The sequence below is a fragment of the Herbidospora sp. NBRC 101105 genome (assembly GCF_030269205.1).
In the GTDB taxonomy this organism is placed as follows: domain Bacteria; phylum Actinomycetota; class Actinomycetes; order Streptosporangiales; family Streptosporangiaceae; genus Herbidospora; species Herbidospora solisilvae.
In genome coordinates this window covers 1796405-1808596 of sequence record NZ_BSSX01000001.1, presented here as the reverse complement: position 1 = coordinate 1808596, position 12192 = coordinate 1796405, and the positions used below count along the sequence as shown (strand labels likewise).

Below are 12192 nucleotides of genomic sequence, written 5' to 3'. Positions count from 1 at the left end.
CAATCCTGAAAGGCTGGGCCCGGACCGTCCCAACGCAAGCACCACGCACGACCTCCTGGAGGGCCGACCCCTGATCTCCCCCGCCGACCGCCGTGCCCGGGTCGCGGTCGCCCTGCTGTTCCTGACCAACGGCGCGATCTTCGCCAACCTGATGCCGCGCTACCCCGCCATCATCGAGGCCCTCGACCTGTCCAACGCCCAGTTCGGGCTGGCCGTCGCCGCCGTGCCCGCCGGGTCGCTCGCCTCCGGGCTGCTGGCGGGCATCCTCATCCGGCGGCTCCGGTCCTCCCGCGTCGCGGTCGGCGGCATGATCCTCACCAGCGGGTTCGTGCTGCTCGCCGGGCTCGCCCCCAGCTGGGCGCTGTTCGCCGGGGCGCTGTTCGCCGTCGGGGCGCTCGACTCGGTCGTGGACGTCGCCCAGAACACCCACGGCCTGCGCGTGCAGCGGCTCTACGGCCGCTCGATCATCAACTCCTTCCACGCCATCTGGAGCCTGGGCGCCGTCCTGGGCGGGCTCATGGGCGGGGGCGCCGCCGCGCTCGGCCTGTCGCTCGGGCTGCACCTGAGCATCTCGGCGGTCACGTTCGTCATCGTCAACGTGGTCGCCTACCGGTTCCTGCTCCCCGGCCCCGAGCCGCAGGAGCCCGTGGAGGCCGCGAGCCCCGACCGGCCCGCCGCCCCGGCCAGGTCGGTCGCCTACGGCGCGCTCGCCCTGCTCGCCGTCATCGCGATCTGCGGCGCCACCGTCGAGGACGCCGGCGGCACCTGGGCCGCCGTCTACCTTTCGGGCTCGCTCGGCGCGGCCCCCGGCATCGCGGCGTTCGGCCTGGTCGCCGTGGTGGGCGCGCAGTTCGTCGGGCGCGCGCTGGGCGACCGGTTCGTCGACCGGTGGGGCCAGGCCGCCGTGGCGCGGGCCGGCGGCCTGCTGATCGCGCTGGGGTTCGGGCTCGCGCTGGCCTTCCCGAGCGTGCCCGGCACCGTCGCGGGCTTCGGCCTGGCCGGGTTCGGCAGCGCCACCCTCATCCCGGGCGCCATGCACGCCGCCGACCAGCTGCCGGGCTTCCGGCCCGGCACCGGGCTGACCCTGCTGTCGTGGCTGCTGCGGGCCGGCTTCCTGCTCACGCCGCCGCTGGTCGGGCTCATCGCCGACGCGAGCTCGCTGCGGATGGGGCTGCTGGTCGTCCCGGTCGCCGGGATCATCGTGGCCGCCTGCTCAGGCGTCTTCCGCGCGCACGAACAGAAGGTCGCCCGCTGAGGCGGTCGCCCGTCCGGCCGTCGCGGTGGCCAGCCACTCCTCGAACCCGGCGGGGTCGGCCACCGCGACGTCGAAGGCCACTCCCGAGCCGTAGGTGACCCCGCGCACGTCGTAGCGGCCGCGCAGGTCGTTCTCCAGCCGGCCCGCGTGGGCGTGGTCGATCGACACCGTCACCAGGCGGGCCTCGACCATCGTGACCGGCCGCACCCGGTCGAGGGTCTCCCCCACCGCGCCGCCGTAGGCCCGCACCAGCCCCCCGGCGCCCAGCAGCACGCCGCCGAAGAAGCGGGTCACCACCGTGACCACGTCGGCGTAGCCGCGCCGGAGCAGCACGTCGAGCATCGGGGTGCCGGCCGTGCCGCCCGGTTCGCCGTCGTCGTCGGAGCGGCGCGCGCCGGCGCCGATGACGTAAGCGGTGCAGTTGTGGGTGGCGTCGGCGTAGAGGGCGCGGCGGGCCGAGATGAACTCGCGGGCGGCCTCTTCCGAGGGGGCCGGCGCGACGGCGCAGACGAACCGCGACCGCCGCACCTCCGTCTCGTGTTCGACCACGTCGTCGAGGGTCTTGTACGGCACCGCGACAGACTAGCCCCGACCCGGCGCCTTTACAAAGTAGATCCCAATGACGGGAGATTGACCACGATCGCCTCCTGCGACGACCGCGCGATCACCACCACCGCCTCCTCGTCGGGCGAGGGGTTCTCCTCCCGGTGCGGCGTGAACGGCGGCACGTACACGTAGTCGCCCGGCGAGGTGTCGATCCGCTTCTCCACGCCGTCGTCGCCGAGGAAGACGAACGACGGATGCCCGCTGACGACGTAGATCGCGGTCTCGGAGTCGCCGTGGTGGTGGTCGGCCGATCGGGTGGACGGGGCGACGTGGGTCTGCCCCATCCACAGCCGGGCCGAGCCGACGCTCCGCCCGCTGATGGCCGCCCGCCGGTACATCCCGGACGTCTGGGCCGTCTCGTCCGACAACCCGGCGGGCACGACGTGGTGCAGCGGTTCGTGGAAGGACAAACCGGGTCTCCTAGGTGAAGGATCCGAAAGTTCCGTCATGGTAGAGCAGCGGCCGCCGTCCGGGGATCGTCTCCCCCTCGGTGACCAGGCCGACCACCAGCCGGTGGTCCCCCGCCACGAACCGTTCCCTGATCTCGCACCGCAACCACGCCGCCACGCCGTGGAGCACGGGTTCACCGGTGTCGAGGACGTCGTACCCGGTCTCCGGGCCGAAGCGGTCGGCGCCGCTGCGCGCGAACAGCACGGCCAGGTCGCGCTGGGACTCGCCCAGGATGTGGACGACGAAGCTGTCCCGGTCGCGGATCGCGGGCCAGCTCGACGACCCCAGCCCGATGCCGAAGGTGACCAGCGGCGGTTCCATCGAGACGGACGCGAGGGAGGTGGCGGTGAACCCGACCGGCCCCGCCGTGGTGACGACGGCCACGCCGGCGGCGTGGCGGCGGAAGGCGCTGCGGAACAGGTCGCGGGTGTCGGTCTCGACGTCGGGGGGGATTCTCATGGTTCCACCTCTGAATGGTTCCGGCGCATCGCCGATCCGGGGGCGCGGCAAATCCGACACGGCCGTCACGGTGTTCCTCTCGTTCAGGTCCCTTCATCGTAGAAATACCCCTAATACCTGTCAATATTGTAGGGAATTGGCCCGCGCGTAATCCCGAAGAGACCGGCCCCCTACGAACGGGCCCGCCGCCGCACCCACACCATGGTCACCAGGCCGAACACGACCGCCACGGCCAGCGCCGCCCAGGACAGCTGCTTCAGCCACCGCTCGGCCGCGACGCCCACGTAGTAGACGACCGCCGTGGTCCCCCCGGCCCACACGATCGCGCCCAGCACGTTCGCGGCCAGGAACCGCCAGTACGGCAGGTGCAGCGCCCCCGCCAGCGGCCCCGCCAGGATCCGCAGCAGCGCCACGAACCGCCCGAAGAACACCGCCCACACGCCCCAGCGCCGGAACAGCGCCTTGGCCCGCCCGACGTGCTCGTCTCCGAAGTGCCGGGGGAACCGCCGGCCCAGCCGGTCGAACAGCCCCTGCCCGCCCCGATGACCGATGGCGAAGCCGATCGAGTCGCCCACGATGGCCCCGGCGGTCGCGCACCCGCCGACCACCAGCGGGTCGACGAGGCCCTGGGCCGCCATGAGAGACGCGCTGACCAGCACGATCTCCCCCGGCAACGGGATGCCGAGACTCTCGATCCCGATCACCAGACCCACGACGACGTAGATCCAGAGATCCGGGATCGACTGCAGCCAGTGTTCGACGCCCATCCGACTCCCTCTAGCCGATCGCCGCCCGGACGGCGTCGCGCATCGCCACGTGGACCGCCGCGTTGGCGTTCCGGTCGGTGCGGGCCTCCACCAGGCGGGGCCCCTCGCCGCGGATCGCCTTGGCCAGGTCGTCGGGGTCGCTGACCACGCTGTAGGGCGTGCCCGTCGCGGCCGCGAGGTAGCCGAGGTCGACGCCGTGGGGCGTACCGAAGATGCGCTCGAACGAACCGCCGAGCGACGACTGCGGCAGCAGGGAGAAGATCCCGCCGCCGTCGTTGTTGACCACCACGACGCACAGGTCGGGCCGGGGCTCCCGGGGCCCGATGACCAGCCCGTTGTGGTCGTGGAGGAAGGACAGGTCGCCCATCAGGGCGTAGGCGCGGCCGTGGTGGGCCAGCGCCGCCCCGGCCGCCGTCGACACCAGGCCGTCGATCCCGGACGCCCCCCGGTTGGCCATCAGCCGCACCCCTCGGCGGGGCCGCATGGCCTGGTCGAGGTCGCGGACCGGCATCGAGGAGCCGCAGAACAGCAACGACCCGTTCGGGATGATCGCGGCCAGGTCGCGGGCCAGCCGGGGCTCGCTCAGGCCGCCCGCGTCGAGCACGTCGTCGACGGCGTGGCGGGCCGCCATCTCGGCCCGCCGCCAGGCGTTCAGCCACTGGTCGCCGCCGGCCGCGACGGGGATCTCCACCGCCTGCGCCACCTGGGTGGCCGACCGCGTCGGATCGGGCCAGCGGGTCAGGTCGCGGGCGACCACGACGTGTTCCTGGGCCCGCTTCAGCCAGGCCAGCAGGGGCCGCGACAGGCCGGGCCGCCCGAGGGTGACCACCACGTCGGGCCGGTGGGCCTCGGCGAAACCGGGGGTGCCGAGCAGGAAGTGGTAGGTCGAGATCGCCGTGTCGCCGTAGCGGCCGCCGCCGTTGGGCTCCGAGAGCACCGGCCAGCCCGCCATCCCGGCCGCCGCGACGTAGCGCCGCACGTTGGTCGCGCCGTCGCCCACCACCAGGACCCCGCGCCGGGTCGCGGGGATGTGCAGCGCCGACGACGGCGGAGCAACCCGGGCCCGCACCCACGGCCCGTTCGCGTCGAGCGTCTCGGGCCAGTCGTCGTTCCCGTCGGGGACGAGCGGCTCCCGGAACGCCACGTTGAGGTGCACCGGGCCGGGGTCGCCCGGCCCCTCGGCCCGCTGGTAGGCGCGGCAGGCCAGCGACCGCCAGTAGGCCACCTGCCCCGGCCGCTCCTCGGGCACCCCGACCTCGGCGAACCACCGCACGGCCGAGCCGAACAGCTTCACCTGGTCGATCGTCTGGTTGGCGCCGGTCCCGCGCAGCTCCGGCGGCCGGTCGGCGGTGAGCAGCAGCAGCGGCACCCCCGACTCGCCCGCCTCGATCACGGCGGGATGCAGGTTCGCCGCGGCCGTTCCGGACGTCGTGACGACCGCGACCGGCTTCTCCAGGCGCCGGGCCAGCCCGAGCGCGAGGAACCCGGCCGAGCGTTCGTCGGTGCGCACGTGGAGCCGGATCCGCGGGTCGTCGTGGAGCGCCAGCGCCAGGGGCGCCGACCGGGACCCGGGTGCGACCACCGCCTCGGTGACCCCGCACCACGCCAGTTCGTCGACGAGCACGGTCGCCAGCGCGGTAGCCGGATTCACGCGGCGGCCCCCTCCATCCGCCGAATCCACTCCGGCGACTCGATCTCGAAACGCGCCAGGGCGTCTTCGTCCACCTCGGGACGCCGCACGCGCAGGACCCCCTGCTCCTCTGCCAGCGGATCGGCCACGACATCCCCGGCCAGAAGCGACATGGTCCCGAGTCCGCAAGCGTACGGCAATTCCGGCAGCGCGGCGGCCAGCGCGAGCCCCGCCGCCAGGCCCACCGAGGTCTCCACGGCCGACGACACGACGGCCGGCAGACCGCACGCCTCCACCACCCGCAGGGCACTGGCGACCCCGCCGAGCGGCTGCACCTTCACGACCGCGATGTCGGCCGCCCCGGCGGCCCTGACCTTCAGCGGGTCCTCGGCCCTGCGGATCGACTCGTCGGCGGCGACCGGGACGTCGACCCGCCGCCGGACCCGGGCCAGCTCGTCGAGGGTCGCGCACGGCTGCTCGACGTACTCCAGGGTGAACCGGTCGAGTTCCTTGATCGCGCGAACGGCGTCGTCGACGTCCCAGCCGCCGTTCGCGTCGACCCGCACCTTCCCGCCCGGCCCCAGGGCGTCGCGCACCGCCTCGACCCGGGCCAGGTCGTCGGCGAGCGTCTGGCCCGCCTCGGCGACCTTGACCTTGGCCGTGGCGCAGCCCGAGGCGCGCACCATCGCGGCGGCCTCGCCGGGCCCGACCGCCGGCACGGTCGTGTTCACCGGCACGACCGCGCGCACCGGTTCCGGCCAGCCCTCGAACGCGGCCTCCCGCGCGCAGGCCAGCCACCGGGCGCACTCGGCCGGACCGTACTCGGGGAAGGGGGAGAACTCCCCCCACCCGTGGGGGCCCCTGATCAGGATGCCCTCCCGTGCGGTCTGCCCCCGGAACCGGACCACCATGGGAATCCGGAACACCCGCAGCTCCACGCCGCCCTCCCCGCTCTCCGGCACCGGCCCGGCTACCCTGACCAGGTGGTCGATCGTCCGGTGCACGCACTCATCCTGCCGCCAGGTCCCGCCCTCGCCGAGGCGGTGGCCGCCGCGCTCGACGGCGGCGGCCCGGCGATCCTGCCGGTCGCGCCATCGTTGCCCGACCGGGCGGTCAGGGCCCTGTTCGACACGCTGCGGCCGACCCATGTCACCACACCCGACGGCACGAGCGTGCTCCCGGAGGGCGTGCCGGCAGAAGACGACACGGCCGTGATCATCGCCACATCGGGGTCCACCGGGGTCCCGAAGGGCGTCGAGCTCTCGGCGCGCGCCCTGCTGGCCTCGGCGCGGGCCTCGCTCGACCGGATCGGGGCCCGGCCCGGCGACCGGTGGTTGTGCTGCCTGCCGCCCTCCCACGTCTCCGGGCTCCAGGTCATCACGCGGGCGCTGCTGTGCGGCACCGACCCGATCGTCCACGAGTCCTTCGACCCCGGGAAGGTGCTGGCCTCCGGGGCCGACCACGTCTCGCTGGTGCCGACCCAGCTCCGCCGGCTGCCCGACGTGTCGGCGTTCACCACGATCCTGCTGGGCGGCGCCCCGGCGACCGCCGAGCTGAAGGCCCGGCATCCGCGGATCTTCCACACCTACGGCATGACGGAGACCTGCGGCGGCTGCGTGTACGACGGCCGCCCCCTTGACAATGTAGATCTCAAACTCGACGCGGAGGGCCGCGTCATGATCGCCGGCCCGATGCTCATGAACGGCCACCGCCTCGGCCCCCGCCTGACCGGCCCGTGGTTCACCACGAGCGACCTCGGCGAGATCGAGGACGGCGAGCTGCGCGTCCTGGGCCGGGCCGACGACGTGATCAACACCGGCGGCCACAAGGTCGTCGCCGGGGTCGTCCAGAGCGTGCTGGCGACGCACCCCAAGGTGCGGGAGGTCGTCGTGGTCGGGCGTCCCGACCCGGAGTGGGGGCAGATCGTGGTGGCGGTCGTGGCGGGCGAGGCGACGCTGGAGGAGCTGCGCGGCCATGCCAAATCGGAACTGCCCGCCTATGCCGCGCCGAAGGCGTTGGTGCAGGTCACGGCACTTCCCCTGCTCCCCAACGGCAAACCCGATATGGTTACCATACGGAACCAAGTATGACAATCATCCGTCATACGATCAGGTAGCCCGACGAAAGGAAGCAGACCATGATCCCGACCCCGAGGACGCTGATCTCCGCAGGGATCGTCGGTGTCATCGTCGTCGGTGGCGTGGCCGTGGCGGCCACCGCGTCGGCCGGGCGCATCGAGTTCGAGCAGCAGCGCCTGCTCAAGACCGTCGGGGACAAGGCCGAGGAGACCACCTCCGCGCCCACCCCGGAGCCGGTCCCCTCCGACGTCGTGGTCAGGGAGCTGGAGACCGACCCCGAAGAGGTCACCGGCTACTGGACGCCCGAGAACCTGGAGCAGGCCGAGCCCATGAACATCCCCCGTGTCGAGGTCGAGCTCAACTGAGGAGACCGCCCATTTCCGTGCGGTTTAGGTAACACGGGAACAAATATCCGGCGTTGGCGTTCTTACTAAGGCAGCCGTGTTGGCGCGAGGTCGCCCGGGCGTGCCTGAACCCATTGACGACGAATCTTTGATCTCCGCGAAGGAGGAGGTGTCCTCATGCCCCGAACCGCCGTGGCGTCTACCTCGCCCGCGCGCGAGGCCGTTCCGACGACTCTCGACCAGCTCCTGGAGCGGGGACGTAAGCAGGGCCGCCTTTCCCTGTCAGAACTGCGCGAGGCGTTCGTGGACGCCGGGGTGAGCGCGACGAAGGCCCGTGGGATCCTGCGCGGCCTCACCGAGGCCGGAGTGAGCCTCGCCGAGACCACCGACGACACTACGAAGGTTACGACCCCTGTCAAGGACGACGAGGAGATCTCCGAGGGCGACATCGAGGCCGAGGCCGCCGCGGTCGACCTCGACGACACCTCCTCGGCGATGGGCGACTCCGTCCACACCTACCTGAAGTCGATCGGCCGCCGCACCCTGCTCACCGCCGCCCAGGAGGTCGAGCTGGCCCGCCGCATCGAAGCGGGCCTGTACGCCGAGTACAAGCTCGACCTGGCCGAGGAGACCGGCCGGCGGCTGTCCGCCGTCGAGCGCGAGGACCTGGAATGGGTCATCGAGGACGGCCGGCGGGCCAAGGACCACATGCTGGAGGCCAACCTCCGCCTGGTGGTCTCGGTGGCCAAGAAGTACACCGACCGCGGCATGGCCCTGCTCGACGTCGTGCAGGAGGGCAACCTCGGCCTCATCAGGGCCGTGGAGAAGTTCGACTACACCAAGGGCTTCAAGTTCTCCACCTACGCCATGTGGTGGATCCGGCAGGCCATCCAGCGCGGCTTCGCCGACTCCGCCCGCACGATCCGGCTCCCCGTCCACGTGCTGGAGATGCTCTCCAAGCTCTCCCGCGTGGAGCGTGACATGCACCAGCGCCTCGGCCGCGAACCCACGCCCGAGGAACTGGCCGTGGAGCTCGACAAGACCCCCGACCAGATCGAGGAGCTGCTGCGCACCAGCCGCCAGCCGATCAGCCTCGACAGCACGATCGGCGAGGACGGCGAGACCCGGATCGGCGACCTCATCGAGGACGTCGACTCGCTGGAGGCCTCCGAGGTGGTCGACCGGCAGCTGCTGGCCGAGCAGCTCAAGGGCGTGCTGAACAACCTGTCCCCGCGCGAGGCAAAGATCATGGCCCTGCGCTTCGGCCTGGCCGACGGCAAGCCCCACACGCTCGACGAGATCGGCAAGCACCTGGGCCTGACCCGCGAGCGCATCCGCCAGCTGGAGAAGGAGTCCCTCTCCAAGCTCCGCCACCCCAGCAACGCCCGCCCGCTCCTCGACTGGGCGAGTTAGGAAACCTCCCGGTACGGGGTTCGCTCCCGACCCGCACCGCCCCTCGGCCGGCCCGGCCGTCACCTCGCTCGACCGGGCCGGCTTTCCCGTGGCATCGCTACGACGTCAGCTCGATCAGCGACAGCACCGCGCCCGCAGGGTCGGTCACCACGGCCGCCCAGCCCGAGGGCAGGTCGAACGGCGGGACCTGGACGGCTCCGCCCAGGTCGGCCACGGTCCGGCAGGCCTCCTGGCAGTCGGCGACCGCGAAGTAGACCATCCAGTGGGGCGGGATCTCCGGCGGCCACGCGTCGGTCATCTCGACCATCCCGGCCACCGTCGTCTTCGACCGCTTGAGGTCGAACTCGGTGTAGCTGCCGCTGCCGCTCAGGAACGGCGCCCGACGGGCGTGCCAGCCGAACAGCCGGCCGTAGAAGGCGGCGGCCTCGTCGACGTCGCGGGCGGCCAGTTCCGTCCAGCAGAAGGCCCCCGGCGCCCCGCGCACCCCCGCCCCTTCGAGGGCGACCGGCTCCCACAGGGCGAACTCGGCCCCGGAGGGGTCGGCCAGCACGGTCCGCCAGCCCTGTTCGCGGCCCTCGTCGAAGATCTGCTCGGGCCCGGCGAGCACGCGGGCCCCGGCGTCGTCGGCGCGCCGCGTCGAGTCGTCGATGTCGTCGGCGGCGATGTGGACCAGCCAGGCCGGTCCGCCGGGACGGGCGGGCCCGAGCCCGGCGACCGGTTCGCCGCGCAGCAGCGCCGTGGAGTGGCTGCGCCCGCGCGGCTCGAAGTCCCAGGCGAAGACGCCGTGGTAGAACGCCTCGCTGAGCGCGAGATCGGCGGTGCCGACCTCGACCCAGCACGGCCGGCCCGCCGCGTACCTCACCCGTCCGGGCATCTCTCCGGCCTCCCTGACCCCAAGGTAATCCTTAGACGGCGCAGCGTGCCGGTCCGTTGACGCCCCGGACATGCCCGAAGGGTATTTGTCAGCGGGCCGAAGCGGTCACCGGCCGCGGCAGCCGCACGATACCGGTCAGCCGGTTCTCCTCGCGGAGCGTGCGCAGCTTGCTCACCTCGGTGGTCCACTTGGCGCCCTCGGGGGTCGCCCGGCCCTTGCGGCGGCGGATGCGGTCGTCGTAGGCCTTCACGCCGAAGGTGGCCCGCTGCGCCGCCTCGGCGGCCCGGAGGGCGGCGGTGAGCGCCTGGTCGTAGGCGACGCCGGCCTCACGCAGCTCGGGGCCGGACGCGTGGGCGGCCTGGCGGGCGCGCAGGTGGGCCTCGGCCTGGCGGGCCTTGTCGAGCAGCTCACCGTAGCTCTTGGAGATCTCCTGGTCGGCGTGGAACCTGACCTCCGCCTCCCGGCTCACCCGCGGACGGAAAAACGCCATCGTCAACCTCTCAGTCCTGATTGAAACGCACTGGTCGACAGCGTAGACCCTCCCCTGTCCGGCCGGGATGGCAGGATGATCCGCATGCCTGCCAAGCGACCTCCGACCCCCCTCTCGCGCGAACGCATCATCGACGCCGCCCTCCACATCGCCGACGGGCAGGGGCTGCGCCGGTTGACCATGCGGCGGCTGGGCGACGCGCTCCAGGTCGAGGCGATGGCCATCTACCACCACCTCCCCCGGGGCAAGGAGGCGCTCATGGACGCCCTGGCGGAGCACGTGACGGCCGTCCACGTGGAACCGAGGGAGGCGCCCTGGCCGGAGATCGCCCGCGACTGGGCGCGGGCCGCCCGCGCCGCCCTGCTGGAGCACCCCGGGGTGTTGTCGCTGGCGCTGACCAAACCGCCCAAGGGCACCGCGCTGATGTCCGTGGCGAGCCAGGTCGAGCAGCTCCGCGACGCCGGCCTCGACCAGGCGCAGGAGGCGGTGCAGACCCTGCGCGCCTACGTCTACGGCGCGGTCGCGGTCGAGATGCAGGCCTCGGGCTGGGCCGATCCCGACGCCGACGTGGCGAAGGCACGGGTGGCGACGGGCGACGCCGACTTCGAGCGCGGCCTGACCGCGGTGCTCAGAGGGCTGGAAGACTCGTAACGGCCCTGTCGTCTGAGGCAGATTCCGTGGCGCGAGACGCTTTGCCGAAGTGACGGCGTGTCGCGCTTGGGGTGTTATCGTGCATCGGGCACCCTTGTGTCGTAGGTCACACGCATGACCACACCCCCCTACCAGGGTGTGGGCGAAATCGTCCGAACGGGCTATGTCCTTGTGGAGTGACCTGGCGCACACTGGTGTAGGCCGACAGTGGTGTAGGCCAATTTGCGTCAACTCAACCCCATACGCTCGTCCCCCACATGGCTGGGCGGATCCACGTCACGAGCGACACGAGAAAGACACGGAGCCCCGGCGATGTGCCCTCATGAGCCCGGCTGTCCCAGCGCGGAAGCGCAGGACCGCGAAGCCGCCCGAACGGTCGCGGCCCACCCCGAACAAGGGTGGAGCCTCCTCTGCAACGGTGTCGTCCTCTTCGAGGACACCGGCGAGCTGCTCCCCAACGGGGCGATCATCGCTCCGCACCGGCCGACCGACATGGCCGTCACCGCCGCCTGACGCGGCGTCCACGGGGGATCACCGGCGCGCGGTCAGCCAGCGCGCCACCTCCGCCCCGATCAGGGCGGGGTTCTTCCGGAGATCGTGATTCTCTCCGGGCAGCACGACCAGCAGTTCCGCGTCCGCCTCATCAGGCACCCCGAACGGATCACGGTCACCGTTGATGACCAGCACCCCCGCCTTGGCGCCGCGCAGCTCGGCGGCCCGTGACCTCTCCGGGTGACCGGGCGGATGCAGCGGAAACGCCAGCGCCACCACCCCGACGGCCCCGACGTCACCGGCCGTGCGGCAGGCGACCCGCGCTCCGTTGCTCCGCCCTCCTTGGGCGACCGGCAGACCCGGGAAGCGCTCCTTGACCGCCGCGGCGATGGCCACCCAGCTCTCGTCCTGCCGCACGGCCGACCCCGGCGCCCGCGCCCCGCGGAGCCGGAACGGCTGGGTGATCCGGGCGACGGCGATGCCCTCGGCCAGGCAGGCGTCGCGCACCGCGACCAGGTCGGGCGCGTCGACTCCCCCGGCCGACCCGTGGGTCAGCAGCAGCACCAGGCCCGCCGAACCGGGGTCGTCGATCTCCGCCAGCCCCGGCCCGTGAGGTGTCTCGATCCGCATAACCGCACGTTATCGCGGGTCCATCCGCCGCATGACCGCCGTGTCATCCGAAT

Annotated in this window: 15 protein-coding genes; 6 read left to right on the top strand and 9 right to left on the bottom strand. The window is 72.6% G+C overall.

The annotated features are described in order from the left end of the window. The first annotated feature begins 55 nt into the window (after nucleotides 1-55). Nucleotides 56-1255, top strand: coding sequence for an MFS transporter (locus QSK34_RS07920; protein WP_353051375.1), 1200 nt, complete (start codon nucleotides 56-58; stop codon nucleotides 1253-1255). On the opposite strand, the gene QSK34_RS07915 is transcribed toward QSK34_RS07920, so the two are convergent. From QSK34_RS07915 to QSK34_RS07890, 6 genes are all read right to left on the bottom strand, one after another. After that, entirely contained in the window at nucleotides 1214-1828 is a 615-nt protein-coding gene (locus QSK34_RS07915) for an IMPACT family protein (protein ID WP_285581557.1), read from the bottom strand. The genes QSK34_RS07920 and QSK34_RS07915 overlap by 42 nt on opposite strands. 29 nt (nucleotides 1829-1857) lie before the next feature. Further along, nucleotides 1858-2271 carry a cupin domain-containing protein gene (locus tag QSK34_RS07910; RefSeq protein WP_285581555.1) on the bottom strand — a complete coding sequence of 138 codons (414 nt, stop codon included), beginning with the start codon at nucleotides 2269-2271 and terminating at the stop codon, nucleotides 1858-1860. A gap of 10 nt (nucleotides 2272-2281) precedes the next feature. Further along, nucleotides 2282-2770 (bottom strand): flavin reductase family protein, encoded by a 489-nt coding sequence (locus tag QSK34_RS07905; protein WP_161477859.1) that lies wholly within the window; start codon nucleotides 2768-2770, stop codon nucleotides 2282-2284. A 170-nt stretch (nucleotides 2771-2940) separates the two neighbouring features. Further along, the gene (locus QSK34_RS07900) at nucleotides 2941-3537 is read right to left on the bottom strand and encodes a DedA family protein (protein WP_285581552.1); all 597 of its coding nucleotides are present in this window, start codon (nucleotides 3535-3537) and stop codon (nucleotides 2941-2943) included. Nucleotides 3538-3547: 10 nt separating this feature from the next. Beyond that, complete coding sequence (menD, locus tag QSK34_RS07895; RefSeq protein WP_285581550.1) at nucleotides 3548-5188, bottom strand: 2-succinyl-5-enolpyruvyl-6-hydroxy-3-cyclohexene-1-carboxylic-acid synthase; 1641 nt, start codon at nucleotides 5186-5188, stop codon at nucleotides 3548-3550. Beyond that, nucleotides 5185-6099 (bottom strand): o-succinylbenzoate synthase, encoded by a 915-nt coding sequence (locus QSK34_RS07890; RefSeq protein WP_502875401.1) that lies wholly within the window; start codon nucleotides 6097-6099, stop codon nucleotides 5185-5187. The genes menD and QSK34_RS07890 overlap by 4 nt, the downstream gene beginning before the upstream one ends. Nucleotides 6100-6150: 51 nt before the next feature. Here QSK34_RS07890 and QSK34_RS07885 point away from each other — a divergent pair, with 51 nt between their 5' ends. From QSK34_RS07885 to QSK34_RS07875, 3 genes are all read left to right on the top strand, one after another. Continuing rightward, entirely contained in the window at nucleotides 6151-7257 is a 1107-nt protein-coding gene (locus QSK34_RS07885) for an AMP-binding protein (protein ID WP_285581548.1), read from the top strand. A 47-nt stretch (nucleotides 7258-7304) separates the two neighbouring features. Further along, the gene (locus tag QSK34_RS07880; RefSeq protein WP_285581546.1) at nucleotides 7305-7610 is read left to right on the top strand and encodes a hypothetical protein; all 306 of its coding nucleotides are present in this window, start codon (nucleotides 7305-7307) and stop codon (nucleotides 7608-7610) included. 156 nt (nucleotides 7611-7766) lie between these two features. Further along, nucleotides 7767-9002, top strand: a complete 1236-nt coding sequence (locus tag QSK34_RS07875; RefSeq protein WP_285581544.1) for an RNA polymerase sigma factor — start codon at nucleotides 7767-7769, stop codon at nucleotides 9000-9002. 97 nt (nucleotides 9003-9099) lie between these two features. Here the strand turns inward: QSK34_RS07875 and QSK34_RS07870 are convergent, their stop codons facing one another. Both QSK34_RS07870 and QSK34_RS07865 read right to left on the bottom strand, forming a co-directional pair. Next, nucleotides 9100-9876 (bottom strand): VOC family protein, encoded by a 777-nt coding sequence (locus QSK34_RS07870; protein ID WP_285581542.1) that lies wholly within the window; start codon nucleotides 9874-9876, stop codon nucleotides 9100-9102. 88 nt (nucleotides 9877-9964) lie between these two features. Beyond that, a complete protein-coding gene (locus tag QSK34_RS07865) occupies nucleotides 9965-10345 on the bottom strand; it encodes a hypothetical protein (protein ID WP_285581540.1) in 381 nt (126 codons plus the stop codon). 105 nt (nucleotides 10346-10450) lie between these two features. On the opposite strand from QSK34_RS07865, the gene QSK34_RS07860 reads away from it, so the two are divergent. Continuing rightward, a complete protein-coding gene (locus tag QSK34_RS07860) occupies nucleotides 10451-11017 on the top strand; it encodes a TetR/AcrR family transcriptional regulator C-terminal domain-containing protein (protein ID WP_285581538.1) in 567 nt (188 codons plus the stop codon). A 312-nt stretch (nucleotides 11018-11329) separates the two neighbouring features. After that, nucleotides 11330-11530 (top strand): DUF5999 family protein, encoded by a 201-nt coding sequence (locus tag QSK34_RS07855; protein WP_030453600.1) that lies wholly within the window; start codon nucleotides 11330-11332, stop codon nucleotides 11528-11530. A gap of 18 nt (nucleotides 11531-11548) precedes the next feature. Here QSK34_RS07855 and QSK34_RS07850 read toward each other — a convergent pair whose 3' ends face one another. Beyond that, entirely contained in the window at nucleotides 11549-12139 is a 591-nt protein-coding gene (locus QSK34_RS07850) for an alpha/beta hydrolase family protein (protein WP_285581535.1), read from the bottom strand. Nucleotides 12140-12192: the final 53 nt, after the last annotated feature.

Coding starts and splice junctions, on each gene's coding strand:
- QSK34_RS07905 (WP_161477859.1), bottom strand. CDS start 2,770: ATGAGAATCCCCCCCGACGTCGAGACCGACACCCGCGACCTGTTCCGC.
- QSK34_RS07900 (WP_285581552.1), bottom strand. CDS start 3,537: ATGGGCGTCGAACACTGGCTGCAGTCGATCCCGGATCTCTGGATCTAC.
- QSK34_RS07880 (WP_285581546.1), top strand. CDS start 7,305: ATGATCCCGACCCCGAGGACGCTGATCTCCGCAGGGATCGTCGGTGTC.
- QSK34_RS07875 (WP_285581544.1), top strand. CDS start 7,767: ATGCCCCGAACCGCCGTGGCGTCTACCTCGCCCGCGCGCGAGGCCGTT.
- QSK34_RS07870 (WP_285581542.1), bottom strand. CDS start 9,876: ATGCCCGGACGGGTGAGGTACGCGGCGGGCCGGCCGTGCTGGGTCGAG.
- QSK34_RS07860 (WP_285581538.1), top strand. CDS start 10,451: ATGCCTGCCAAGCGACCTCCGACCCCCCTCTCGCGCGAACGCATCATC.
- QSK34_RS07855 (WP_030453600.1), top strand. CDS start 11,330: ATGTGCCCTCATGAGCCCGGCTGTCCCAGCGCGGAAGCGCAGGACCGC.
- QSK34_RS07850 (WP_285581535.1), bottom strand. CDS start 12,139: ATGCGGATCGAGACACCTCACGGGCCGGGGCTGGCGGAGATCGACGAC.